This is a genomic window from Paenibacillus sp. TSM33 (assembly GCF_056099025.1).
In genome coordinates this window covers 270,714-295,794 of sequence record NZ_JBLZXB010000017.1, presented here as the reverse complement: position 1 = coordinate 295,794, position 25,081 = coordinate 270,714, and the positions used below count along the sequence as shown (strand labels likewise).

The following is a 25,081-nucleotide window of genomic DNA, read 5'->3' as shown; positions in this document are numbered from 1 at the left end:
CATGTTAACCATTGGAAAAGCAACTTTTACCTCAAGGCTGTTGCTGGGAACAGGGAAATTTTCGGATTTGGATATCCAATCCCAAGCCGTAGAGGCTGCTGAGACGGAAATATTAACGTTTGCCGTGCGTAGATTGAATTTAGAGGAACGGGATAAGCAGCATTTTCTTGATACACTGGATTTGAGCCAGTATACACTTCTTCCCAACACAGCAGGAGCAACAACGGCAGAGGAGGCAATCCGTATAGCCAAGTTGGCAAAAGCTTCCGGCTTGTGCGATATGATTAAGGTGGAGGTCATTGGGGATAGCAAGACGCTGTTGCCTGACCCTTTTGAAACGTTGAAAGCTAGTGAAAAGCTGCTAGAGGAAGGCTTTGTTGTACTGCCCTACATATCGGATGATGTGATACTAGCGAAGAGGTTGCAAGAGCTTGGAGTACATGCCGTTATGCCTGGGGCGTCACCGATTGGTACAGGACATGGTTTGCTCAATCCGTTTTCATTAGAGTTGATTATCGAGCAAGCGGAAGTTCCGGTTATCGTCGATGCTGGCATTCGCTCACCTGGTGACGCAGCAATGGCGATGCAGTTGGGTGCAGATGGTGTTCTGCTAAATACAGCTGTCGCGGGGGCGAAGAACCCTGTGAAAATGGCTGAAGCTATGAAGCTGGCTGTGCGTGCAGGCAGATATGGTTTTGAGGCAGGGATGATTCCTGTAAAACGGTATGCTTCGGCAAGCAGTCCAACAGAAGGCATGGTTCAAGGATGAGGATAACTGAAAAAAAATCCGGTGCTGGCACACCACAAAGTGACCGTTATTCCAGACAGGAAAGGTTTGCGCCCTTTGGGCCTGCAGGACAACGCCGGCTTGCTTCCTCTCACGTATTAATCATAGGTGTTGGAGCGCTGGGTACAGGTATTGCAGAAACGCTAGTTCGTGGAGGTGTAGGTACGGTAAGTCTCGTAGACCGGGATTATGTGGAATGGAGCAATTTGCAGCGTCAGCAGCTTTTTCAGGAAAGTGATGCTGTGCAAAGGTGTCCCAAAGCAATAGCGGCCCAGCGAAGATTAAAGGATATTAATTCGGAAACAATCATACATGCACATATCTTGGATGTTGGGGTAGAAGAGCTGGAAGAGTTAATCCAGGGTGTGGATCTCATGATGGATGCAACCGATAACTTCGATACCCGGCTTCTTATGAACGACGTGGCTCTCAAGCATCGTATTCCTTGGATTTATGGAGGATGTGTGGGTAGCTACGGTGTAACTTACACTTTTTTACCGGGTCAAACGCCTTGTCTACACTGTCTGATGGGAACTGTACCGTTTGGAGGAGAGACATGTGATACGGCCGGCATTATTCCGCAGGCAGTACAGATGGTTACCGCTAACCAGACTACAGAAGCCTTTAAACTTCTTGGTGGATATCCCGCGGACTTGAGAGGAAAGTTGCTTTCGTTTGATCTGTGGAAAAATGAGTATGTAGCAATAGCAGTGGATCGTCTTAAAAAGGCGAATTGTCCTTCCTGCGGTAGTCAACCGACGTACCCCTATTTATCAGCCTCTCATCGCCAGAAAACAGATGTTTTATGCGGTAGGGATACTGTTCAGATAAGACCCGCCATTCGGGCACATCTGAATCTCGCGGAGTTAGCAGATAGACTTGCAGCATTGGACGAGGGAAACGTAGAGTGGAATTCGTATCTGGTTTCTTTTAGTGTGGGCGAGCATCGCCTGGTTGTTTTTGCAGATGGCAGAGCGTTAATCCATGGAACAAGGGACGTGGCGAAAGCAAGAAGTCTGTATCATCGCTATTTGGGCTGAAAACCATAAACCTTAAAGCAGAAAGCCATTCGTCAGAGAATGATTTTCTGCTTTTTTGTTACACTAATACAAATAAGTTTAATGGCTTATAACAAACTTATTCGATCCAAATATGTAATGCGATGTCCAAATTAGGTGGGTGAAAAGATGAGCCCGTTAATTGTACTTGTGGATGAAAATGAAGCGTCCGCTGTAATCGTTCGTCCATTGGAGCAGGCAGGTTATCAGGTGGTTCATGTTCGTAATACGTCGGATGTAAGCCCTTATTTAACTCAGAATCCTGTGAGTTTGCTACTTCTGAACATTAAAGATGAACAGGCGGGCACTCAAGGCTTGATTCGCAATTTGCAGCAGAACCATCCTCATGTGCCGATACTTGCAATGATTTCTTCGGATGAGGAGGGATATATGGTTTCCTGCTTTGAAGAAGGGGCACATGATGTAATGGTAGTGCCTTTTTATCCTAGAGTTCTTCTGGCTAGAGTGGCTAATTTATTACGAATTTTTGGTATTGAACGTGATGTGAAAAGGGCAATCGAAGTGGGGGATTTACATATAGACACTGCAAGCAGAATGGTGAGCAGAGGGGAACGCGAACTGGAATTAACTCCGAAAGAATTTGATCTTTTGCTACATCTGGCGATACATCTTAACCAAGTTTGCAGCAGGCAGCAAATTTTAAGGGATGTTTGGAAACATGATTATATCGCTGATACGAATGTAGTAGATGTGTACATCAGGCATTTGAGGGTTAAAGTGGATAGGGGGCAAAAGTTTAAAATGATACGAACGGAACGAGGCATTGGCTATTCACTCAGAACGCCCATTGAAGCAAACTAGCATAGGTTATATAAAAAAAGCCGGAACTTTTCGTCCCGGCTTACCTATTTCAAATGAGTGTTACATTACAGCACGCGACGTGCTTTAATGTATGTTCTTTTCCAGTTGTCAGAGTTCAAATCGGAGATGGTCACCCCAGGTCCACCGTAAGTGTGTAAAATTTTACCCCCGCCCATATAGACTGCTACGTGAGTAATGTTGCGTCCTGTAGCGCGGCTACCACTTGAAAAGAACACTAAGTCCCCTTTTTTCAAATTGGCCTTGGATACGGCATGTCCGACTTTAGACTGTTGAACAGAAGTACGCGGCAAATCGACTCCGTATTTCTTGAATATGTGCTTCATGAAAGAAGAACAGTCAAAATTGCGTGTGGTGCTTGTGGAAGCTCCAAATTTATAAGGAGTACCCATATATTTTTTGCCGTAGTTAATTACTTTTTGACCTACAGTAGTAGTAGCAGTAGCAGCTTGTGCTGTATTTGTTCCCTCAATGGCAAAAGTACCAAAGCCAATAGTGGCAGCGACCCCTGCGATAATTACCTTTTTTATGATTTTATGCATATTCATGTTGTAAGTACCTCCAAAAATTGATTTGTGCAATATTTTGCTGAGTTGCTAACTAACTGACAGCGTTGAGTATAACAGGTTTGAAGCCGCCTAATAGTTGGAAAACTACTCTCAAATGCTTGAGTGACAAGGCTTAAGTCGTAATTATTAAAAAACGATTAAAAATTACAATTTGTAAAAAATAAATTGGTTCTAGAACCTGTGAAAACGAAAAAACCCTTGATAATCAAGGGTTTTAAGTGGGTAAACAACATTTGAAATAGTTACAACAATGTCATAATTAATCTTTGCTTTGAATAACGAGTAGTAGACCGCTTTTAATAGAAATAGTACCTTTTGCAGCCGTTAGCTTATTGCTGACACCACGTGATTGTCCCATTTTAAGAGTGGCATTATGGAGTGGATACATAAATCCTTCCAGTTGTATACCTGTTACTTCGGCGGTCATAGGAATCAGCGATGTATATGTATAGCCCATAGGCTGGATCTCGAGCGTTGATCCAGTAAGCTCGATATAATTATGTGCGTCCATGATAGCGCAACTAATATGATGCTGCATGGCCCGTACTAATATTTGAACATTGGCTAATGTGTGGTCCATCCGAGTACCAGTCACACCGAGCATGAGTACATGATCTGCTTGTTCGTCGATAGCGATTTCTAAAGCGAGCTCTGTATCTGTTAGGTCCTTAAGTACTGGATCACACGCAAGCATACGTTGGCTTGCTGATTTTACCCTTTCTTGTTCTTCTGAAGTAATCGAATCAAAATCTCCTACAGAGACATGAGGCGAAATACCGTGTTCTATCAGGAAAAGGGCCCCTTTATCTGCACCTATAATAAAATCATCGGGTTGTATTTGTTGTAAATCTTCTTCATTAAGACGACCGCCTGAAAATACAATGGCTCGTTTTTTCGTCATATCCAACATCCTTTCTTTCTGCATACAGTCCCATATATACGATCATTTTAAGTATACCGCGTTAAATATGGCTTGCACAATTTTGGAGGACTTGGCTACAATGGAACAGAAAAAAGAAGTGTGACGTGAAGAGGAAGGGGAACGAAATGATTAACGTCTTGTTTGTGTGTTTGGGCAATATTTGCCGCTCTCCCATGGGGGAGGCAATACTGAGACATAAAGCAAAGGAACGGGGATTAGACGCAGAAATCCGGGTGGACTCGGCTGGAACGGGCGACTGGCACATTGGAAATCCTCCGCATGAGGGAACGCTAAAGCAGCTTAAACTGCACGGAATCAGCGAACAAGGCATACAGGCACGGCAAATAACGGATCGTGATTTTGACGCGTTTGATTATATCGTGTGCATGGACGACTCTAATGAACGAAATATGCGTAAGCTTACAGGTGGAGCAGATGCTGATATTCTAAAATTTATGGATTTGCTTCCTCAAGAAAAGCTAAGAGAAGTACCCGACCCATATTTTACTGGGAATTTTGAAGAGACCTATCGATTAATGGACGCAGGATGCGAGGCCTTGCTGGACAAGATCATAGAAGAAAAGCTATAATGGGAACGACAGATGACGGCAATCATTGCCGTTTTCGTTATATATTTTTGAAAGCGCAACCAAGTTATAAAAAAAGAGGAAGGAGCCTTATGACCTCCTAGGTCAATGCTCCATTCCTCATCGTTGTCTTATATGTTTTTTACTCAGGCACGATCCAAAAAATACATTAGCGCGTCAGGCAACTCGTTTTGCCAAAAGCCCCATAAATGTTTGCCATCCTTTTCACGGTAAGAAACTTCAGCGTTCCGCTCGCGCAGTAAATCTGCGCATTGACGGTTCAGCTCTACAAAGTTGTAAATTCCGGTATCGCTCTCAAAAGCATCTTCCTGAAGGCCAACTGTCATCCATACATTTAGGTGCGACAGTTCTTTCTCACGGGCAATAATTTCTTGCGAAGCTTCATAGTAGGCACCTGAGAGGCTGATAATGCGATTAAACAGCTCAGGATACAATAGCGCCAAATGAAGAGACACACTGCCTCCCAGTGAATCCCCAGCAAGAATGCGGGAAGCTGCATCTTTTCTTATAGGATACTTTTGTTCTACATAGGGAATAATCTCTTCTGCAAAACAGGCAGTGTATGCTTCAAAACGATTGCCGAAGGGAGCGTACTCCTGAGTTCTGATTTTAGTGTTCACTTCCACGCCTACAATAATGAAGGGTTCCACGCCTTCATCCAGTATGAGACGGTTGGCGTGTGTTGCAATGCGTCCAAAGTTGAAGAATTCCTCTCCATCCTGACAGTAGACGACCGGGTAGCTCAATATTTCATTATAGCCGGGCGGCAAATAAATCCGAAGAATTCGGGTTTCGCCAAGTAAGCGGCTGTCTACTTCGTCTTTAAGGATGGTTCGTTTTAAATACCGAGAATCCGTCATTTTTCGTCACCTTTCTTGGGTATTATTTTGCATTCGGGATCACAATAAGTTAAGATTACCCTGATTGCAATAGATGTTTAAAATTTCAATCATGTACTAAGCTGTTATAGTAAAGAACATACCCTGTTACATACACAAAAATGTGGTAAACTCAAAAAAAATAACTAAATCTTTGACGCGAGCGATATAACAGGTGTATAATAGTCCTATAACAGCGGAACTTGATATTCAAATTTTTTTGTTGAGGTGAAGAAAATGAGCAAGGTTCCTTATGAAGTTTACACAGAGGAAGTTGAGGCTCTGTCCGTGCTTTCTCCGGATGGTGAAATTATCAATAAAGATAAATTGCCTAAACTTACAGATGATCAATTGAAAGAAATTATGTATCGTATGGTATTTACACGTACTTGGGATGACCGTGCTGTTAACTTGGGCCGTCAAGGACGTCTCGGCTTCTACGCTCCGGTATCCGGACAAGAAGCAACAATGGTTGGTAGTGAATTTGCGCTCCAAAAAGAAGACTTTATTGCACCAGGCTACCGAGATATTCCGCAACTCGTTTGGCATGGCCTGCCATTATATCAAGCTTTCTTGTATTCCCGTGGTCATCAACATGGTGGTCAAATTCCGGACGGCGTTAACGTATTGATGCCGCAAATCATCATTGGCGCGCAAATTCTGCACGCTATGGGGATTGCAATGGGCTACAAACTGAAAAAACAAAAACAAGTCGTCATTACATATACAGGCGACGGCGGTTCTTCCGAAGGTGATTTCTACGAAGGTCTGAACTACGCTGGTGTATACAAGTTGCCAGTTATTTTCTTTGTGCAAAATAATGGTTACGCGATCACAACGCCATTCTCAAAACAAACGGCTGCTCTTTCGATCGCTCATAAAGCAGTAGCTGCTGGTATTAAAGGCGTGAAAATCGACGGTATGGACGTGCTTGCAGTTATTAAAGCTGTTCAAGAAGCTGCAGAGCGTGGACGTAATGGCGAAGGTGCAACATTGATTGAAGCGGTTACTTACCGTTTCCGTCCACATTCCCTTTCAGACGATGCAACTAAATATCGTTCTAAAGAAGAAGAAGGCGAATGGAATGCGAAAGATCCAATTGCCCGCTTTGCGAAATACCTTGAGAAAAAAGGTCTTTGGACTGAAGAAGATACAGCTCGCGTAAAAGAAGAAGCTAAGGCAAAAGTGAACGAAGAGATCAAAAAAGCCGAGAAAACAGAAAAAATGACAATTCCTGGCCTGATCGATAGCATGTTTGAAAATACGCCTAAGCACTTGGAAGAACAAAAAGCTGATTTTAAATAATTGAACTTGAAAGAGACCGGGCGGCAACCCGATCCGGTCTGTTTTTTCGATTGACCTGAACTGAAATTGATCTGTCAATGTTTAAGGAGGAAATGAAGCAAATGGCACAAATGAACATGAAAGAAGCGATTCGTGACGCACTGCGCGTAGAGTTGAAACGCGACCCTAACGTCCTGCTTTTTGGTGAAGACGTAGGTCATGTAGGTGGCGTATTCCGCGCTACCGAAGGTCTGCAAAAAGAATTTGGCGAGGAACGTGTATTCGATACTCCGCTGGCGGAATCCGCAATCGGGGGTCTTGCTGTCGGTCTGGGTATTCAAGGCTTCCGCCCTGTAGCTGAAATCCAGTTCGTAGGTTTTATCTTTGAAGCGCTCGATCAAATGGCGATTCAAGCATCCCGTATGCGTTACCGTTCCGGTGGACGTTACAATTCTCCAATCGTATTCCGTACACCTTTCGGTGGCGGTGTTAAGGCAGCTGAGCTGCACACAGACTCCTTGGAAGGTCTTTTGACTCAAACACCAGGTATTAAGGTTGTTGTTCCTTCCAACCCTTACGATGCAAAAGGTCTTATGATCGCGTCTATTCGCGATAACGATCCAGTATTTTTCATGGAGCATTTGAACCTGTACCATGCATTCCGTGCTGAAGTTCCTGAGAATGATTACACTGTTGAACTGGGCAAGGCTAATGTAGTTCGTGAAGGTTCTGATGTAACGATCATTACTTACGGTATGATGGTACACACTTCAGTTAAGGCTGCTGAAGAACTGGAAAAAACTAAAGGTATTAAAGTGGAAATCATTGATTTGCGTACAATCAGTCCGATTGACATTGATACCATTGTTGCCTCTGTTCAAAAAACCAATCGTGCGATCGTTGTTCAAGAAGCGCAAAAGAGTGCAGGTGTTGCTGCTGAAGTTATTGCACAAATTAACGAAAAAGCAATCCTGCATCTGGAAGCACCAGTTCTGCGTGTAGCAGGTCCGGATACCGTTTATCCATTCGCTCAAATTGAAGATACTTGGTTGCCAACGCCAACACGTATCATTGATGCGGTTAATAAAGTAATGGAATTTTAATTAAAGCACACCGTAAATTTGGGAGGTTTTAAACGTGGCAAAATTTGAATATAAATTCCCGGAGCTGGGTGAAGGTCTTCATGAAGGCGAAATCATCAAGATGCACATCAAGCCCGGCGACAAAGTAACTGATGATGATATCATCATGGAAGTACAAAACGACAAGGCTGTAGTTGAAGTTCCATGTCCAGTTAATGGTACGGTTCAAGAAGTATTTGCCAAAGACGGAGACATCTTCAACGTAGGTCAAGTTGTAGCTATCATCGACGCAGAAGGTGAACTTCCTGAACAAGAAGATGCACCGGAAGCACCAGCTGCTAGCCCTGAGCCAAGTGCTGCTGCCCAAGGCGGAGCTGCAGGTACAGCTAGATTTGAATATAAATTCCCAGAGCTGGGTGAAGGTCTGCACGAAGGCGAAATCATCAAGATGCACATCAAGCCCGGTGACAAAGTAACTGATGATGATATCATCATGGAAGTACAAAACGACAAGGCTGTAGTTGAAGTCCCATGTCCGGTTAATGGTACGGTTCAAGAAGTATTTGCCAAAGACGGAGACATCTTTAACGTAGGTCAAGTTGTGGCTGTCATCGCTGCTGAGGGTGAACTTCCTGAGCAAGAAGAAGCACCAGCTGCTGTTAAACAAGAAGAGGATGCTGCAAAAGGTGGAGCGAACACTCAACCAGGTGCAACACCTGCTGCTTCGAATAAAGACGTACTGGCTACACCTAGCGTCCGCAAATTTGCACGTGAGCAAGGTGTTAACATCGCTCACGTGAGTGGCTCTGGCAAAAACGGTAAAATCACTAAAGAAGATGTAGAAGCTTTCAAAAATGGTGGAGGCCAAGCGGCTGCACCAGCAGCGAAAGAAGCTGCAAAAGCGCAAGAGCCAGCTAAAAAAGAAGCGAAAGCTGCAGCACCATCCGCACCAGCTGCAGATCCGCGTGCTGAGGAAGAACGCGTACCATTTAAAGGTATCCGTAAAGCAATTTCCAATGCTATGGTTAAGTCGGCTTACACGGCTCCACACGTTACAATTATGGATGAAGTGGATGTAACTGAGCTGGTTGCTTTCCGTACTCGTATCAAACCAATTGCAGAGAAGAAAGGCACAAAAGTAACTTACCTGCCGTTCATCGTAAAAGCTTTGGTTGCTGCTTCCCGTCAATTCCCGGCTCTGAATGCCTCGATCGACGAAGAAGCTAACGAAATTGTCTACAAAAAATACTACAACATCGGTATCGCTACAGATACAGACAACGGCTTGATTGTTCCTGTTATCAAAGATGCTGATCGTAAAAGTATCTGGATGATTGCTGATTCCATTCGTGATCTGGCTGTACGCGGTCGTGATGGTAAATTGGCTGCCAATGAAATGAGAGGAAGCACAATTTCCATCACGAACATTGGTTCCGCAGGCGGTATGTTCTTTACTCCAATCATCAACTTCCCTGAGGTTGCAATTTTGGGTACTGGCCGCATTAGTGAAAAAGCAGTCGTGAAAAACGGTGAAATTGTTGCCGCTCCAGTAATGGCTCTTTCCCTGAGCTTTGACCACCGTATTATTGACGGTGCAACTGCTCAAAACTTCATGAACTATATCAAACAGCTGCTCGCTAACCCTGAGCTGCTTGTAATGGAGGTGTAATCAATGGTAGTAGGAGACGCTTCTCTGGATATTGACACATTGGTTATCGGTGCGGGTCCTGGCGGCTATGTAGCTGCCATCCGTGCCGCACAATTGGGACAAAGCGTATTGATCGTTGACAAATCTGAGCTGGGCGGTGTCTGTCTGAATCGTGGATGTATTCCATCCAAAGCTTTGATCTCTGCAGCTCATCAATACGAAGCAGCTAAACATGGCGAAACTTTCGGTATTACGGCTGAAAATGTAAAAGTAGATTTTGCTAAAACGCAAGAATTCAAAAACGGTGTTGTTAAGAAAATGACTGGCGGCGTAAGCGGCTTGCTCAAAGGCAACAAAGTCGAAGTTTTCAACGGTGAGTGCATGTTCATCAACGAAAACGAAGCGCGTGTATTCAACGAACATGAATCACCACGTTACCGTTTTAAAAATGCGATTATCGCAACAGGCTCCCGTCCTATCGAATTGAAGCCATTCCCGTTTGGCGGACGCATTCTGTCTTCTACTGAAGCATTGAACCTGCCTGAAATTCCGAAAAGCCTGATCGTTATCGGTGGTGGATACATTGGTGCAGAGCTTGGACAAATGTATTCCAAATTCGGTTCCAAAGTAACGATCATTGAAGGTATGGATACTGTTCTTCCTGGCTTCGATAAAGATATGACTTCCATCGTTTCGAAAAGCATGAAGAAAACAGGTATCGAAATCTTCACTGGCGCTAAAGCGGAAAGTGCGGAACAAACTGATAAAGATGTAACAGTGAAATTCTCTGTGAACGGTGAAAGCAAAGAAGTAACTGCTGAGTACCTGCTGGTAACTGTTGGACGTCGTCCAAATACAGACGGTGAACTGGGTCTGGATTTGATCGGTGTAGAACTGGATGACCGCGGAATGGTGAAAGTTGACCACCAAGGACGCACAAGCATTCCTCACATCTTCGCAATCGGTGATATTGTTCCTGGTCTTGCTCTGGCTCACAAAGCTTCTTACGAAGGTAAAGTAGCTGCTGAAGTAATTGCCGGCCAACCATCTGTTGTAGACTACAAATGTATTCCGGCTGTTGTGTTCACAGATCCAGAATGCTCTAGCGTAGGCTACACAGAGACACAAGCTAAAGAAAAAGGCTACAATGTCAAAGTTGGTAAGTTCTCTTACGGAGCAAACGGTCGTGCTGTTTCCCTGAACGCTGCTGAAGGCTTTGTGAAAATCGTAGCTGACGCAGATACAGGTCTGGTATTGGGTACGCAAATCGTAGGTCTGGAAGCTTCCAACCTGATTGCTGAGCTGGGTCTGGCGATTGAAATGGGTGCTACACTCGAAGATATCTCCCTGACTATCCATGCTCACCCTACACTGGGCGAACTGGTGATGGAAGCAGCAGAAGTTGTAATGGGTCATCCGATCCATGCATTGGCGCCACGTCGCTAATTCCATTTCATTATCTTGTTTTTGGATTCATACATGAAAAAAGAGGCAAGGAGCGCTATATGTGCGCTCTTTGTCTCTTTTTTTCAAACTTTAAGATTATTGGACTATCATGAAAATTCACACAGTACATGGTCAAAAAAGTACCCTACATGATAAACTAAATATAGATTAATGGTGTAGATCGATAATTTTCAAAAATTAAAAATTGACGATGCTGTTTTTTTATTCATGTTCAAAGGAGAGAAACAACGTGCGCAACTACTTGGAATTGTTGGAGGATATTTTAGAGAACGGAGTGGAAAAAGAGGATCGGACAGGGACAGGAACATTATCTGTATTCGGAAGGCAACTTCGTTTTGATCTGGCCAAGGGCTTCCCGTTGGTGACCACTAAAAGAGTACATTTGAAATCCGTTATACACGAGCTGTTATGGTTTTTGCGAGGGGATACCAATATTGCTTATCTCAAGGAGAACGGGGTTAGCATCTGGGATGAATGGGCAGACGAGCAGGGGAATTTGGGGCCTGTATATGGATCGCAATGGCGCGCATGGGAAACAACGGACGGACAACATATTGATCAAATTGCGAATGTCATTGAGGCTATCAAAAACAATCCGGATTCACGTCGACATATTGTCAGTGCTTGGAATGTAGCTGAAATTGAATCGATGAAGTTGCCGCCATGTCATTTTGTATTTCAATTCTACGTAGCTGGAGGAAAGTTATCCTGTATGCTGACGATGCGTTCAGTGGATACCTTCCTTGGACTGCCGTTCAATATCGCTAGTTATGCATTGCTGACGCATATGGTTGCACAGCAGTGCGGTTTGGAGCCCGGAGAGTTCATTTGGTCAGGCGGCGATGTGCATATTTATTCAAATCATATACAACAAGTGCATACACAGTTGGAACGTGATCCTTATCCCTTGCCACAGTTAAAAATTCTGCGCAAGCCTGAATCCATTTTCGATTACACTTACGAGGATTTTGTTTTTGAGAATTACGAGCATCACCCAGGGATCAAGGCGCCTGTCGCCATCTGATTAGAGGAGTTGGAAAGATGAGCATTTCGATGATATGGGCTATGGCACAAAATGGTGTGATTGGCCGGGATAACAGTCTTCCTTGGCGCCTTCCCAGAGACATGGTCTTCTTCAAAGAGCAGACGATTAATAAAACGGTACTCATGGGACGAAAAACCTGGGAATCCTTTGGCGGGAAAAGCTTACCAAACCGTCGCAACGTCGTTTTGACTCGTGATGAGCACTATCAGGCAGAAGGTGCGGAAGTGATTCATACACTGGAAGAGGGGCTCCACCTTGCGCAGGAAGAAGAGCTAATGGTCATTGGCGGAGCAGAGATTTATTCACTGTTTTGGCCACATGCTGATCGGCTGATTGTGACTCGAATTGAGGAGACTTTTGAAGGTGATACGACGTTTCCTGAGCTGGATTGGAGCGGCTGGACTATAGTCAATGAGACGCCGGGTATCAAGGACGACAAAAACCTGTATGACTACCGTTTTGTTGTTTACGAGAGAACAGAATAACAATAGATGAATTCAACCTAGCTCATTTGAAAAATTAATAAACCATATAAAAAATCCTTTTGGCTGTAGATGCAGAAAGTTGCATAAGTTTTCATTACTTTTACGCTGTATTGTGATACAATAAATCAAATTCAACGAGAACAGACCCTTTCATAACACAAACAGACAAGTTCGAATTTGATTAGAATTCTGAATGGATGATCGGGGTTCATAAGCGAAGAGATGGGGGAACGTAACATGTCTACACCAACTGGATTTATGGAATACACACGACAGCTTCCTACAGACCGGGACCCGGCAGAGCGTATAAAGGATTGGGAAGAATTCCATAAGCATATGTCTGAAGAAGAGCTGCGTACCCAAGGGGCGCGTTGTATGGACTGCGGAACTCCTTATTGTCATACGGGGATGGATCTCATGGGAGCAACTTTAGGCTGCCCAGTTCATAATCTTATTCCGGAATGGAACAATCTCGTATATCGTGGTTTGTGGAAGGAAGCGTTAGATCGGCTGCACAAAACAAATAACTTTCCAGAATTTACGGGTCGTGTCTGTCCTGCGCCATGTGAAGGTTCATGTACAGTTGGCCTTATTGGGGAGTCTGTTACCATTAAGACAATTGAGGAAGCGATTATCGAAAAAGGCTTTGAGGAAGGTTGGGTTGTTCCCAACCCGCCGGAAAAACGTACAGGCAAACGAGTGGCTATTGTTGGCTCGGGTCCTGCGGGATTGGCTGCTGCGGCACAGCTTAACAAGGCAGGGCACAGCGTGACTGTGTATGAGCGTGCAGATCGTGTAGGTGGGTTGCTGATGTACGGAATTCCATCCATGAAGCTGGATAAGAAGGTTGTACAGCGTCGTGTAGATTTGCTGGAGGCTGAAGGTATCCAATTCATCACGAATACGGAAATTGGCAAAGATATCCCTACTGAGCAGTTGGTTGCCGACTATGATGCAGTTGTGCTATGCGGTGGATCTACAAAGCCGAGAGAATTCAATATTGAAGGTAGCGATTTGAATGGCGTTCATTATGCTATGGATTATTTGAATGGCACCATCAAGAGTTATCTGGATTCCAACCTCGAAGATGGCAACTATTTGTCCTCTAAAGGTAAAGACGTTATTGTTATCGGTGGCGGTGATACAGGTTCGGACTGTGTAGCTACTTCTTTGCGCCATGGTTGCCGGAGTGTCACTCAATTTGGTACACACACCAAAGCGCCACTAGAACGGGATCCGATTGCGAATCCTTGGCCGCAGTTTCCGAATGTGTACTCTCTCGATTATGCACAGGAAGAAGCGAAAGCGTTGTTCGGCGAAGACCCGCGTGAGTTTTCCATCATGACAACCAAATTTGTGGGCGATGAGAACGGCAATCTGAAAGAACTGCACACCATTCAAATTCAACGTATTGTTGATGAAACAGGACGTAAAATCTATCAACCGATTCCAGGTACGGAACGCGTATTCCCGGCTCAAATTGCGCTGATTGCGATTGGATTTGATGGGCCTGAGCAAACGATTGTGCAGGAAATCGGTTTGGAAACGGACCGTCGCTCTAATGTTAAGGCACGTTATGGAAAATATGTGACGAATGTGGATAAGGTGTTTGCTGCGGGCGACATGCGCCGCGGACAAAGTCTTGTGGTGTGGGCAATAAATGAAGGCCGAGAAGCAGCACGTGAAGTTGATAAATACCTCATGGGTGCTACCGTTTTGGTATAATTATAAATTTTATGTGACGAATCAAGTAAAGGCTCCATCTTAGGATGGGGCTTTTATTTATGTTTCAATCTTTATCACTAATTGCTGAAGCCAATTTTCTAGGGGATATACAAATTTTTTGTGAATTTTATGTTATATAAAATGACTTGAAATTGGCTTTCTAATCATGTGGTTGTTATCTATAGTGATCATAACATAAAAATGAGGGTCGTGTGTAGCCTTTTCATAGAAAAATACATTTATTTTACAAAAAAAATTAGGTGATAACTTAATAGTATGTTATATTAACTAACTTAAATGTAACTCGCGTTTGCTAAAGGTGTAGATTTAACTTGGATTTTCTATATCTATATTGCTTTAAAAGGAAGATGACATGATCTTTTCCAAGGTTACATAAAATCATGACCTGAGAGAACCATGATATCTATGGTATAATAGATGTATATTGTTGAAGCGCTAGACTAAAAGAATTTACAAAGGAGCTTTCGCTGGGAGAAGGCTCCTTTTGCATGAGGCCGGGATACCTGTGTTTTCATTTGCGTTCCATGTATATCTATGATTCATGGAGGAGAAACAGAAGGCCGTCAGGAAGGAATGGAATGAATGAAGACGTTGATTATTGCTGAGAAACCAGATATGGGGCGGACGATTGCCGCTGTTATGGAGCCGCGTGCTAAAAATAACCGTACCTATTTGGAAGGGGAGAAATACATTGTAACCTGGGCGATCGGTCATCTGTTGGGTTTGGCTGAGCCGGATGCTTACGATGCTAAGTACAAACGATGGAATATTCAAGATCTTCCGATTATCCCTGAACAATTCAAAATCGTACCTAATCCGAAAACAAAAGATCAGCTAAAAATGATTGGTGAGCTGGCCAAACGCTGCAATGCCATCGTGAATGCTTGTGACGCTGGACGGGAGGGGCAATATATTTTTGCGTTAATTCAGCAGCAGCTAAAGCTACGACAGCCAGTTAAGCGGTTGTGGATCTCGGACTTGACGGCGGAGAGTATTGCGACAGGCTTTGAACGATTGCGAGATGCCTCGGAGTTTGAATTCCTGACTCAAGCTGCGCGGGCACGAAGTGAAGCGGACTGGCTGATTGGCATGAACGCCTCCAGAGCGTTCACAACACGACATAACACACTGCTGTCGGTAGGACGGGTACAGACTCCCGTGCTGGCGCTGATTCATGATCGCGAAAAGGAAATTGAAGCATTTCAGTCTCAAACCTTCTATGACGTGTGGGCTGAGTTTAAGCAAGATCAGATTAAGTACAAAGGGGCATGGCAGGGAGATCGGCTGACGAAATCGGAAGAAGCTGAGGAGATCGCCGCTGCGGTACGTGGAAAAGAGGGGAAGATTACCAAATATGATACGAAGCAGACAAAGGAGTATCCTTTTAAATTGTACGATTTGACGCTGCTTCAACGCGAGGCGAATGCCAAGTACGGTTATTCAGCCAAAAAAACGCTGGATGTGGCACAAGCGCTTTATGAGCGTCACAAGGTCATTTCCTATCCGCGTACCAACTCTAATTATGTGACAGAGCAGAATATAGACGGCATGCATAAGGCATTACGGATGCTGGGGACAGGCCCTTATGCTGATCTAGTACAACAAGCAAACCCTAATTTGGTCCATAAACAGAATAAATCGGTCTGCAATCCGTCTCGTGTTGAGGATCACCATGCTATTTTGCCGACGTTAAAAAGGCCGGGAACCCTAAGCAAGGAGGAACAAAATGTATACGATCTGGTTATTCGCAGGTTTTTGTCACATTTTTTTCCTCCGGCTGAATATAAAATGCATACCGTAATGACGCAAGTGGATAAGCATCTGTTCAAAACCAATATTAAGGAGCTTCTGTCCTTGGGATGGAAAGTGGTTTTGAGCAAGGCTGATCAGGATAAAGGTAAAAAGAGCAAAACATCCAAAAAAGAAGATGAAGAAGAAACGGACGAGTGGACGGACAAGAAGTTTGAAATTGATGCAGGGCGTCTGGTAGATTGTGTTCGCGCTGAGATGAAAGAAAAGGCGACTCAGCCCCCTAAAAGCTACACGGAGGGCACATTGCTTAAAGCGATGGAAAGCGCGGGCAAGCAGATGGAAAATGAGGAATTACGCGAGGTTATGAAGGATGCTGGCTTGGGTACACCTGCGACACGGGCCGCCACAATTGAACGATTAAAGAAAGTCGGCTACATTGAAATGAAGGGCAAAAAGATTCTGATTACAGATAAGGGAAAGATGGCTATTGACTTGATCCGACATGCTGGGGTAGATCTATTAGCCTCACCGGAGATGACAGGTCAATGGGAACGCCGTCTTCATCAAATTTCCAAGGGTGAGGCAGCGCAGGAGAAGTTTATGGATAACGTTAAAAGATTCACATTGTCCATCATTGATAAGGTAAGGCAGCAGCCACCTGCTCCCGCAAATGCCTTTGGCGAGGAGGCAAGGAGCAATTCAGGAGGGAAGGGAAACGTCCGCAGTGCAGGTACGAGTGGACGTGCCACCACCGCCAAAGGAAGAGACCGCACAGCATCAGGAGGCGGTAGCAGTGCAGGAAGTGCTGCGCTAAAGCAAGCATCAGCGCCAATAAGTCGCAGTTCGACTACAAAAGCAGTGCGAAGCTCATCTGATGGACAGTCAGATACTTCAGCAAGCCAAAGGCAGGCGTTAGGCAGCTGCCCGTGCCCCAATTGCGGTGGAAGCATTATTGAAGGCCGCAAAGGGTATGGGTGTAGCCACTTTAAGCAGGGCTGTGGCTTTGTCATTTGGAAGGAATATGCGGGCAAGCAGATTACCGAAACGATGCTCAAGTCCTTGCTCGCGAAGGGGCAGACGCAATTGTTGTCTTTTAAACGTAAAGATGGTTCGACCGTCAAAGCGCGGATTGTTCTGGAGGTGCCGGGAACAGGGGAACTTAGCGTTCGTGAGGATTCCTGAGGTAGGAGCATCAACAAAAAAGGACCCTATCCAAGGGTCCTTTTTTGTTGATGCAATTGTATGCTTTCGTGGATTACCCGTGGCACTTCTGTTAGCTTCTGTATCGTATACATCACAGAGTTCACGTTTTTTTGCAATTCAACCATATTGTAAATCCATTCTTTGGGCTGCTTAAGATACACAGCGTGAATACCTGCCGCCAGGGCTGGAGATACGTCGGTACGTAAAGAATTCCCAATCATCCAGGTAATGCTTCGGTCTAAGTGATTCATTTGGATGATTTCTTCCAGTGCATCTACATTTTTATGCTGGCGAATGTAGATACGGTCATCAAAGTAAGTAGCTAGCTTCATTTGTTCAATCTTTCTTTCTTGAATGACCTGCTCACCGCCAGTGTAAAGGTGAAGGGAATGCCCTGCTTTTTGGAGTGAATTTAACGTTTCGGCCATACCTGGATACGGTTCGATTTCCTGCTCGTACACACTTCGGCCAAGCGAGCGAAGCTCCTGCTCTTCCCGAGAATCCGTACGGCGTCCAAATTGTTCCGAGAAAAATTGGTACGTATCTATTAGGGATTGTGGAAAATGCTCGCTGGCAAAACCCACCTGATGAACTCCAGCCACATCAATTTCGATTTGTTTTTCACGGATCGAATTTCTCGTTAGGTCATGAACTGCAAACCATTCCTGAAGCAAATCGAAAAAGTGGTTGAGAATAAGATCGAAATACTTGTTGCAGTGGACCAAAGTGTCATCAAGATCAAATAAAATGTGCTGCTTCGGATACGACATGATGCTTACTCCTTCCAAGCCAAAGCTTTAACGGTGTTCGGTTTATAACTAAAGTTGCGATTCAAATTACAATCCAATATAGGATTCCAAAAATACCTGCAAATCAGCCGCACCGTCCGGACGGATGCTGAATTTTTCCTTGTGATATCGTCCAATGTGTATGCGGAGCAAGCCAGCCACACGCAAAATCATCATATCAGACATAAGTGTATCTTCCAATCGGCTTAAATCATGGCGCATGTCTTCGAGAGACTTAGGACCTTGAGCTACATAACGCAGAATACGCAGCCGTTGCGGATCATTGACAGCACGAGTAAGCCGTAGTAGAAGCGTAGGCGGTTCTTCCTCGCTCTCCTCGGGGATATCTACCGGATACTGAATCAGCAGTGTGCGGGTATAAAAGCAGTATGAATTAATTGGGCGGTTATGGACGACCGGAAACAGCACCACTGTATCGAGATCTTCCATATGGGGCACAACTAGTCCAGCTGTCGCATATTCAACAAGTGCTTCCGGTTCCATTTTACTTAACAGCATGCGCTTTTCCGCAGCGTCTTCTTCTGCCAACACACGCAGTTCGCCTTCCAAGGCCCGAAAATAATCACGATCCCACAATCTGAGGAGTGGTGCATATACCTTACGAATCCGTAAAGATTCTTCAAAGGTTAAAAAAGGAATATGCGGAACAAGCAGCTCAAACATATCCTTATCCGGTCCGTGATCCAAGTAAGAAATATAGTCGGATATTTCATCTGATTCCGGTCGAAGCAACGCCCAGGCATAGAGTGCGTCATAATCGCTAAAAGGGCAATCCTGAGCTGTAGCTAGCTCAGCACGAACTTCCTGTTGTAATCGTGCATCGACCTTGTCGATCCATTCATGGCCCAAGTCCATATCTTGAACCCACTTTTTAGTTACATAGGCCATGAAGCTGCCGAGCAATTCATAAATTGGAGAAGTGTCTATTTTAATTTGATAACTCATGGAACCAAATGCCTCCTATTCTGTCTTCTAGCCCAGAGCGGTGAACGTAATTAAAGCCCGTCCATAAGCAAAACATGAGCATTCTGAAATTGCCCACTTATTTATTATGGCTTGTTCTGCCAGGCATTGTCCACTATAATATAAAATAGTGCGTTGTGACGTGAACTTGGTCGGATTGAACATACGAGGCTCTTCACCGAATGGAGTCGGATACATACCAGACTAGCTCTATCCGTAAAATCGTCATCTCAGATGGCGATTTTTTTCTTTCTCTCTTTAATACACTAAAATTAATATACTAAAAACATCTTAAAATGTAATATATCGATTTTTCAGATGGCATGGTACACATCGTGATAAGAATTATTATTGTTTATGGTATCAAATGCAAATTATTTCTAAGCATTCATTTTATGATGTTAATCATTTATTTGTTCGAGCAGGAGGAGCGAGGATGTCGTCGTCGTTACGTGTTCATTATTTTATCTTAATTGCAGTTATTATTGTTGCCGGATTATGTCAAGGGTTATTATTACCTATTCTGTCGATCTCTTTGGAACAAATGGGGGTTTCGTCTTCGCTAAACGGAATGAACGCGGCTGCACTGTACATTGGTTCATTTGCAATGACACTGGTGGCTGAACGGACTTTGGGATGGCTAGGGTTCAAAAAGCTGATGGCTGGTGGTCTTGTACTTGTGCTCATTACGCTGCTGCTGTTCCCGCTAATCCCTGATATTCGGATTTGGTTTGTACTGCGCTTGCTCGTAGGTATTGGAGACAGTGCGCTGCACTATTCTGCGCAGTTGTGGATATTGCTAGTAACTCCGCCAGAGAATCGAGGCCGCAACATTTCCTTTTATGGTATGTCTTACGGTCTGGGTTTTGCATTAGGCCCGTTGGGATTATGGCTACTCGATTATGGAATGCTGGTTCCATTTGCTGCGTTGGCTTTTTTGTGCTTACTTGTGTTGCTGCTGGTGTTAATCAAGCTACCTGACTCCAGACCGGAGAAGCAGGAAACTGAGGCGCGTCCCGCAAAAAGATTCCGGCGCAGCTATAGCTGGGCATGGTACGCTCTGTTGCCTGCATTTCTCTACGGTTATATGGAAGCGAGCCTGAACAGTAATTTTCCAGTCTATGGCCTCCGTATTGGCTTCCATACCGATGAAATTGCTGCTTTGCTGCCTTTCGTTAGTTTGGGGGGCTTAGTGCTGCAACTGCCTTTAGGTATATTAAGCGACCGTTGGGGACGTAAAAAGGTGCTAATGAGCGTAGGTATAGCGGGAGGATTGACCTTCATATTGCTACCATGGAGTGGTAATCATTTTATGTTCACTTTGGTATTGCTGACCATCGCAGGTGGATTGGTAGGCTCCTTTTTCTCACTTGGTTTGGCCTATGCAGCTGACCTGTTGCCCAAATCATTTTTAGCGGCTGCGAATGTGCTGGCATCCTTTCATTTTAATCTAGGAAGTGTGATCGGACCTAATATTAGCGGAGGATTGCTGGACATTGGAACTCAAGGCAGCATGTTTCTAGTCCTTGGAGGTAGTTACATTGTTTTTGGATTGTTAGGTTTGTTTTCCCGAATAAGAGTACCAGCTGTTTAAAACTGCGGTTTGCATGGTATTTGTTTCACAATTACTATAAAATATAAACATGTATTGATGGCGGACAAAGGGGAATCATAGATGATTAAAATTCGGAAGCTGACCAAGCAAGTGGGGCCTGAACGTACCCCGTTACTTCGAGGGATTGATACTGAAATTCATCAGGGTGAATTCATTGCTATAGTGGGGCCAAGCGGAAGCGGTAAAACAACACTTCTTCGCTGTCTTGCTTTACAGGAGCCTTGGGAAGAAGGCAGTCTGATTGTAGGAGGCAATGATGTACTGAAATCCGGGTGGACGGGCAAGATGAAATTAAAACGGGAATGGGCATATCTGGAGCAAAATCCGCATCTTAATATGAATCGGACCGCTCTTAAAAATGTGCTCATTGGCAGATCGGGTCAAACCCCCTGGTGGAGAATGGTAACTGGCATGGTGCGTTCTGACGATTATATGGGAGCGATGGACGTTCTGGAGGATTTGGGTCTGTTGGATAAGGCGCATGATAAATGCGACAAGCTCAGCGGCGGCGAACGTCAGCGGGTAGCGACTGCGCGTGCTCTCGTTCACGGAGCTAAGGTTATTTTAGCTGATGAGCCTGTAAATGGACTTGATCCTGCCTCAGCAGCGCATGTACTGGAAACCTTTCGCAAGCTGTGTTCTGACGAGCGAGTAACAATCATTACTGTACTACCGCTGGAAATGGCTGAACGTTTTGCTTCCCGAATCTGGGGTCTGAATGAGGGCGAGCTGGTGTTTGATATCCAGGGAAGACGATTGACACAGGCAGAAAAGAACAAATTGTGAAGGGGACGGCAAGAGAAGTGAGAATAATGCTGTTGAAAATGGTGGCTGGCTGCTGCTCCTTGCTGCTCCTTGCTGGATTTTTAAGCGGCTGTAATGTGATTAGCGATCCGATTTCGCTGATGCAGACACCAACGATGTCTGATGAGAAACAACAGCTGAATGGAGCAGTAAATACGCAATTAGGGGCGGTACAGCCTTTAAGGCCGAATGATCCGGATGATCCTACGCCAATTCGGACGGGAGATTTGAATAATGATGGTATAGACGAAGCGGTGCTTTTTTATGAAACACCAGATGAGAGCGTAAAAATACATGGTGCCTTGTTTGAAGATCAAGGAGGAACGTGGGTAAAGAAGCTCACATTTGATGGGGAAGGCACGGTGTTGGAATCATTTAAGCTTGTAGATTTAACGAATGACGGTACGCTTGATATTGTAGCAGGTTTTTCGAGCGGAGACAGTGGCGAGAACGGGGACCAGAAGGGTCTTATCGTATACTCTTATACTGGAGGAACGTTAGAAAAAATATATGCAACAGGCTATACGGACTTCGTTGTAGACGATTTTAACCATAAGAAGATGGATTTGAACGGGGACAATCTGAATGACTTAACGATTATCTTGCTCCGTCGTAATGAATTTTTTACCGTCAAAACATTCCAGTTCAGCGGAGGGACCTTTAAGGAAATCGGATCGTTGGAATTGGATAGTCAGGCTCTAGGTGTCTACAATGTCGTCGCTGGTAAGGTAGCTCAGGGTAGGCAGGGAATCATTATAGATACAAAGATTGCCCAGACGACTACAGTATCTAATGTTATCGTGATGGATCACGGCAAACTCAGAAAGCTCAATCTTATGGATGTTACCTTTAAGGATGCCACCATCGCCAGTGGTGATGTGGATGGTGACGGTATTCTCGAATTTGGGAATTTAGAGAAGCCTAAAGGCTGGAGCAACAGGCCGCTGGATGAAGTTCCGTATTTTGTATCGTTCTATCAGTGGGATGGGGTCAAAGGAACGATTTTCAAACAGCAGCAGTATCGTGATTCTAATGAACAGGTCTATTTCAGGCTGCCAAAAGAGTTACACGGCAAGGTGACTATTGATCCGAAGGTTTCAAGGAAAGACAGCTATTTGCGGTTTATTTTGGATGATACAGACAAAACGATAGCGGAAATTAAATTTTTCTCATTGTCACAATGGGAGCGAAACAATGAAGGCTATAGCCAATTGTGGCGAACGAACGCACAGGTAGTTGGTATCAAGCGATCCAGCGAGCTGGAACCACGTAAAACCATTAAAAACAAGATGGGGGAAAGGCAGGTAGAATAGAGTGAGTAAAGTTTTAATCATGGAAGACGAGGAATCGATCCGTAGCTTTATCGTTATTAACTTGAAACGTAACGGTTTTGAGGTGCTGGAGGCGGCAGATGGGCATGAGGCTCTGAATATTTTGAACACGGTGCGGGATATTGATATCGCGCTGCTTGACGTGATGGTGCCTGGGATGGATGGTTTTGAGGTTTGTCGGAGAATTCGGGAAACGAATGAGCGTATTGGCATTATCTTTCTAACAGCCAAGGTTCAGGAACAGGATAAAGTGTATGCCTTGTCTGTAGGGGCTGATGATCATGTGAGCAAGCCTTTCAGCCCGACAGAGCTGATTGCACGTATTCAATCGTTATTGCGTCGGGTGAATGTACATCGTGAAACAGCAGCCAAGGTGTCATTCCAGTCCGGTCCGTTTACGCTGGATTTGATAGCTAAACAATTTAAGAAAAACGGACAGCTGATCGAGCTGACACCGACAGAGTTTTCGCTGATTCAGTTTTTTCTGGAGAAAGAAAATACGCCGCTCAGCCGAGATGTACTACTTGACCACGTATGGGGCAAAGAATATATGGGTGATCCGAAAATTGTCGATGTGAATATCCGACGTCTGCGGCAGAAAATTGAAAACAATCCATCCGAGCCAGCTTTTTTACAAACTGTGTGGGGACATGGATATAAATGGAAAGGTCAGTCTCAATGATCAAAAAGGGGATTCGCCGACAGATTGTGCTTCACTATTTTTTCGTAGTGTTCTTGGCGCTTCTGTTAGTAGAGGTCATTTTTATGTTTGCACTCCGGTCGTATTATTATGACACCATTTATAAAAAGATCGAGAACCGTATCCAATCGGTAAGTGAATTTGCATCCAAATTTAAAGAGCCGGAGCAATCATTACAATCGTATTTGTTGGATACATTTTCTCTGCCCAACACTGAACTACAATTGCTGGATGAACAGGGGAATGTAATTGATAACTCGACAAATTTTGCTGCAGATCTAAGTGTGCAAACCAGTGATGTGACACAAGCCTTAGCTGGAGATACAGGCAAATGGATCGGAAAGCAACCGAGTACGGGACAACAGGTAATGGCGGTATCTCAAAAACTGGACAATATCGTCGGGGATCAGGTGTATATTATCCGGTATACGACTTCGCTGGAATTAGTAAATGACAAGTTATTTATCATTACATTATTTTCGGTCGGAATCATGGCGGCTGTACTGATTATTGTATTTGTAGTGAGCACGGGGCTTGCCAATTCCATTGTCAGACCGATTAACAATATTCGTGATGTATCTGCTCAGATGGCCCAGGGTCGATTTGATGCACGTATCAAAGGCGATTATCGCTATGAACTGGGTGAACTGGCATCGACGTTGAACTACATGGCACAAGAGATTGTCAGAACAAATCAAATCAAGGATGATTTTATTTCATCCATTTCTCATGAACTGCGTACTCCGCTTACTTCCATTAAGGGCTGGAGTGAAACGTTAAATTCTGGTGGGTATGACCCGGAAGAAACGAAGATCGGGATGCAGATTATTTCCAAGGAAACGGATCGGCTGATCGGTTTGGTGGAGGAAATTCTCGATTTTTCTAAACTGGAACAAAATGCCATGAAGCTCGTGATGGGAACAGTTGATCTTCGAGAGCTTTTGCAGGAAATTATGCTGAATGTATGGGCTAAGGCAGAAATGAAGCAGATTAAGCTCCAATTGGATTCGGAGGAAACGACATATCTTGTTCATGGAGACGGTAACCGTCTGAAGCAGGTATTTTTGAACATTGTAGATAATGCTATCAAGTTTTCGCATGAAAGTTCGATTATTTATCTGTCTCTTCAACGTACTAAGGGCAATATCGAGATATCGGTACAGGACACAGGGATTGGGATTAGTGAAGAAAACCTTGCCAGAGTAAGAGATCGCTTTTTCCAGGTAGACCACCAAAATGGGGGAACGGGTCTGGGATTGGCAATCTCGCAACAATTTGTTGAGCGTCATCACGGTCAGATGCTCATCAGAAGTGAATTGGGAGCTGGAACGACCATTACGGTTTCATTGCCTGCTCTGCAAGCAGAGCCATCCCCGGAATCACCACAACTCTCAGAAGGGCAAATTTAAAGTCAATTGTAAGAGATAATGATAAAAACAGCCAGTCCTCACTTATTGGAGGGCTGGCTGTTTGAAATTTTAGGGA

22 protein-coding genes are annotated in these 25,081 nt (G+C 44.4%); 17 read left to right on the top strand and 5 right to left on the bottom strand.

The window, feature by feature from the left end; all coding sequences use genetic code 11:
- The first annotated feature begins 1 nt into the window (after position 1).
- From ACN6NF_RS13180 to ACN6NF_RS13170, 3 genes are all read left to right on the top strand, one after another.
- Positions 2–769 carry a thiazole synthase gene (locus tag ACN6NF_RS13180; protein ID WP_474318110.1) on the top strand — a complete coding sequence of 256 codons (768 nt, stop codon included), beginning with the start codon at positions 2–4 and terminating at the stop codon, positions 767–769.
- Positions 766–1,827 carry a ThiF family adenylyltransferase gene (locus ACN6NF_RS13175; RefSeq protein ID WP_474318109.1) on the top strand — a complete coding sequence of 354 codons (1,062 nt, stop codon included), beginning with the start codon at positions 766–768 and terminating at the stop codon, positions 1,825–1,827. The genes ACN6NF_RS13180 and ACN6NF_RS13175 overlap by 4 nt, the downstream gene beginning before the upstream one ends.
- A 147-nt stretch (positions 1,828–1,974) precedes the next feature.
- Positions 1,975–2,667: a response regulator transcription factor gene (locus ACN6NF_RS13170; protein ID WP_474318108.1), complete on the top strand. Its 693-nt coding sequence runs from the start codon at positions 1,975–1,977 to the stop codon at positions 2,665–2,667.
- A 65-nt stretch (positions 2,668–2,732) separates the two neighbouring features.
- Here the strand turns inward: ACN6NF_RS13170 and ACN6NF_RS13165 are convergent, their stop codons facing one another.
- Complete coding sequence (locus ACN6NF_RS13165) at positions 2,733–3,233, bottom strand: C40 family peptidase (RefSeq protein WP_474318107.1); 501 nt, start codon at positions 3,231–3,233, stop codon at positions 2,733–2,735.
- A 280-nt stretch (positions 3,234–3,513) separates the two neighbouring features.
- Entirely contained in the window at positions 3,514–4,155 is a 642-nt protein-coding gene (locus ACN6NF_RS13160) for a thiamine diphosphokinase (RefSeq protein ID WP_474318106.1), read from the bottom strand.
- A 146-nt stretch (positions 4,156–4,301) separates the two neighbouring features.
- Here ACN6NF_RS13160 and ACN6NF_RS13155 point away from each other — a divergent pair, with 146 nt between their 5' ends.
- Positions 4,302–4,766: a low molecular weight protein-tyrosine-phosphatase gene (locus tag ACN6NF_RS13155; protein ID WP_474318105.1), complete on the top strand. Its 465-nt coding sequence runs from the start codon at positions 4,302–4,304 to the stop codon at positions 4,764–4,766.
- 143 nt (positions 4,767–4,909) lie between these two features.
- Here the strand turns inward: ACN6NF_RS13155 and ACN6NF_RS13150 are convergent, their stop codons facing one another.
- Entirely contained in the window at positions 4,910–5,644 is a 735-nt protein-coding gene (locus ACN6NF_RS13150; protein ID WP_016821912.1) for an alpha/beta hydrolase, read from the bottom strand.
- Between the two features lie 255 nt (positions 5,645–5,899).
- Between ACN6NF_RS13150 and pdhA the strand changes: the two genes are divergently transcribed.
- The 8 genes from pdhA to ACN6NF_RS13110 all read left to right on the top strand — a co-directional run bounded on the left by pdhA (position 5,900) and on the right by ACN6NF_RS13110 (position 17,353).
- A complete protein-coding gene (pdhA, locus tag ACN6NF_RS13145; protein WP_474318104.1) occupies positions 5,900–6,967 on the top strand; it encodes a pyruvate dehydrogenase (acetyl-transferring) E1 component subunit alpha in 1,068 nt (355 codons plus the stop codon).
- Between the two features lie 101 nt (positions 6,968–7,068).
- Positions 7,069–8,049 carry an alpha-ketoacid dehydrogenase subunit beta gene (locus tag ACN6NF_RS13140; protein WP_017427718.1) on the top strand — a complete coding sequence of 327 codons (981 nt, stop codon included), beginning with the start codon at positions 7,069–7,071 and terminating at the stop codon, positions 8,047–8,049.
- A 34-nt stretch (positions 8,050–8,083) separates the two neighbouring features.
- A complete protein-coding gene (locus tag ACN6NF_RS13135) occupies positions 8,084–9,697 on the top strand; it encodes a 2-oxo acid dehydrogenase subunit E2 (protein ID WP_474318103.1) in 1,614 nt (537 codons plus the stop codon).
- A gap of 3 nt (positions 9,698–9,700) precedes the next feature.
- Complete coding sequence (gene lpdA, locus ACN6NF_RS13130) at positions 9,701–11,122, top strand: dihydrolipoyl dehydrogenase (RefSeq protein WP_016820706.1); 1,422 nt, start codon at positions 9,701–9,703, stop codon at positions 11,120–11,122.
- A gap of 250 nt (positions 11,123–11,372) precedes the next feature.
- Positions 11,373–12,167 carry a thymidylate synthase gene (thyA, locus tag ACN6NF_RS13125; RefSeq protein ID WP_474318102.1) on the top strand — a complete coding sequence of 265 codons (795 nt, stop codon included), beginning with the start codon at positions 11,373–11,375 and terminating at the stop codon, positions 12,165–12,167.
- Positions 12,168–12,184: 17 nt separating this feature from the next.
- Complete coding sequence (locus ACN6NF_RS13120) at positions 12,185–12,673, top strand: dihydrofolate reductase (RefSeq protein WP_474318101.1); 489 nt, start codon at positions 12,185–12,187, stop codon at positions 12,671–12,673.
- 237 nt (positions 12,674–12,910) lie between these two features.
- The gene (locus tag ACN6NF_RS13115) at positions 12,911–14,398 is read left to right on the top strand and encodes a glutamate synthase subunit beta (protein WP_474318100.1); all 1,488 of its coding nucleotides are present in this window, start codon (positions 12,911–12,913) and stop codon (positions 14,396–14,398) included.
- A gap of 603 nt (positions 14,399–15,001) precedes the next feature.
- Positions 15,002–17,353: a type IA DNA topoisomerase gene (locus tag ACN6NF_RS13110; protein ID WP_474318099.1), complete on the top strand. Its 2,352-nt coding sequence runs from the start codon at positions 15,002–15,004 to the stop codon at positions 17,351–17,353.
- Positions 17,354–17,379: 26 nt separating this feature from the next.
- Here ACN6NF_RS13110 and ACN6NF_RS13105 read toward each other — a convergent pair whose 3' ends face one another.
- Entirely contained in the window at positions 17,380–18,144 is a 765-nt protein-coding gene (locus ACN6NF_RS13105; protein WP_474318098.1) for an HAD family hydrolase, read from the bottom strand.
- 66 nt (positions 18,145–18,210) lie between these two features.
- Positions 18,211–19,128 carry an ArsR family transcriptional regulator gene (locus ACN6NF_RS13100; protein WP_474318097.1) on the bottom strand — a complete coding sequence of 306 codons (918 nt, stop codon included), beginning with the start codon at positions 19,126–19,128 and terminating at the stop codon, positions 18,211–18,213.
- A gap of 454 nt (positions 19,129–19,582) precedes the next feature.
- Here ACN6NF_RS13100 and ACN6NF_RS13095 point away from each other — a divergent pair, with 454 nt between their 5' ends.
- From ACN6NF_RS13095 to ACN6NF_RS13075, 5 genes are all read left to right on the top strand, one after another.
- On the top strand, positions 19,583–20,740 hold the full coding sequence (locus ACN6NF_RS13095; RefSeq protein WP_039276071.1) for an MFS transporter: 1,158 nt from the start codon (positions 19,583–19,585) through the stop codon (positions 20,738–20,740).
- Between the two features lie 81 nt (positions 20,741–20,821).
- Positions 20,822–21,547: a phosphonate ABC transporter ATP-binding protein gene (locus tag ACN6NF_RS13090; RefSeq protein WP_025365016.1), complete on the top strand. Its 726-nt coding sequence runs from the start codon at positions 20,822–20,824 to the stop codon at positions 21,545–21,547.
- The gene (locus tag ACN6NF_RS13085; protein WP_165080702.1) at positions 21,544–22,878 is read left to right on the top strand and encodes a hypothetical protein; all 1,335 of its coding nucleotides are present in this window, start codon (positions 21,544–21,546) and stop codon (positions 22,876–22,878) included. The genes ACN6NF_RS13090 and ACN6NF_RS13085 overlap by 4 nt, the downstream gene beginning before the upstream one ends.
- Before the next feature lies 1 nt (position 22,879).
- Positions 22,880–23,578, top strand: a complete 699-nt coding sequence (locus tag ACN6NF_RS13080; protein ID WP_016820715.1) for a response regulator transcription factor — start codon at positions 22,880–22,882, stop codon at positions 23,576–23,578.
- The gene (locus tag ACN6NF_RS13075) at positions 23,575–25,005 is read left to right on the top strand and encodes a sensor histidine kinase (RefSeq protein ID WP_165081196.1); all 1,431 of its coding nucleotides are present in this window, start codon (positions 23,575–23,577) and stop codon (positions 25,003–25,005) included. Before ACN6NF_RS13080 ends, ACN6NF_RS13075 begins: the two co-directional genes overlap by 4 nt.
- The last annotated feature ends 76 nt before the right edge of the window (positions 25,006–25,081 follow it).

Bases quoted from the DNA above. Each gene is read 5' to 3' on its own strand.
- ACN6NF_RS13180 (WP_474318110.1), top strand. From the start codon at position 2: ATGTTAACCATTGGAAAAGCAACTTTTACCTCAAGGCTGTTGCTGGGA.
- ACN6NF_RS13175 (WP_474318109.1), top strand. From the start codon at position 766: ATGAGGATAACTGAAAAAAAATCCGGTGCTGGCACACCACAAAGTGAC.
- ACN6NF_RS13170 (WP_474318108.1), top strand. From the start codon at position 1,975: ATGAGCCCGTTAATTGTACTTGTGGATGAAAATGAAGCGTCCGCTGTA.
- ACN6NF_RS13165 (WP_474318107.1), bottom strand. From the start codon at position 3,233: ATGAATATGCATAAAATCATAAAAAAGGTAATTATCGCAGGGGTCGCT.
- ACN6NF_RS13160 (WP_474318106.1), bottom strand. From the start codon at position 4,155: ATGACGAAAAAACGAGCCATTGTATTTTCAGGCGGTCGTCTTAATGAA.
- ACN6NF_RS13155 (WP_474318105.1), top strand. From the start codon at position 4,302: ATGATTAACGTCTTGTTTGTGTGTTTGGGCAATATTTGCCGCTCTCCC.
- ACN6NF_RS13150 (WP_016821912.1), bottom strand. From the start codon at position 5,644: ATGACGGATTCTCGGTATTTAAAACGAACCATCCTTAAAGACGAAGTA.
- pdhA (WP_474318104.1), top strand. From the start codon at position 5,900: ATGAGCAAGGTTCCTTATGAAGTTTACACAGAGGAAGTTGAGGCTCTG.
- ACN6NF_RS13140 (WP_017427718.1), top strand. From the start codon at position 7,069: ATGGCACAAATGAACATGAAAGAAGCGATTCGTGACGCACTGCGCGTA.
- lpdA (WP_016820706.1), top strand. From the start codon at position 9,701: ATGGTAGTAGGAGACGCTTCTCTGGATATTGACACATTGGTTATCGGT.
- ACN6NF_RS13120 (WP_474318101.1), top strand. From the start codon at position 12,185: ATGAGCATTTCGATGATATGGGCTATGGCACAAAATGGTGTGATTGGC.
- ACN6NF_RS13115 (WP_474318100.1), top strand. From the start codon at position 12,911: ATGTCTACACCAACTGGATTTATGGAATACACACGACAGCTTCCTACA.
- ACN6NF_RS13110 (WP_474318099.1), top strand. From the start codon at position 15,002: ATGAAGACGTTGATTATTGCTGAGAAACCAGATATGGGGCGGACGATT.
- ACN6NF_RS13105 (WP_474318098.1), bottom strand. From the start codon at position 18,144: ATGTCGTATCCGAAGCAGCACATTTTATTTGATCTTGATGACACTTTG.
- ACN6NF_RS13100 (WP_474318097.1), bottom strand. From the start codon at position 19,128: ATGAGTTATCAAATTAAAATAGACACTTCTCCAATTTATGAATTGCTC.
- ACN6NF_RS13095 (WP_039276071.1), top strand. From the start codon at position 19,583: ATGTCGTCGTCGTTACGTGTTCATTATTTTATCTTAATTGCAGTTATT.
- ACN6NF_RS13090 (WP_025365016.1), top strand. From the start codon at position 20,822: ATGATTAAAATTCGGAAGCTGACCAAGCAAGTGGGGCCTGAACGTACC.
- ACN6NF_RS13075 (WP_165081196.1), top strand. From the start codon at position 23,575: ATGATCAAAAAGGGGATTCGCCGACAGATTGTGCTTCACTATTTTTTC.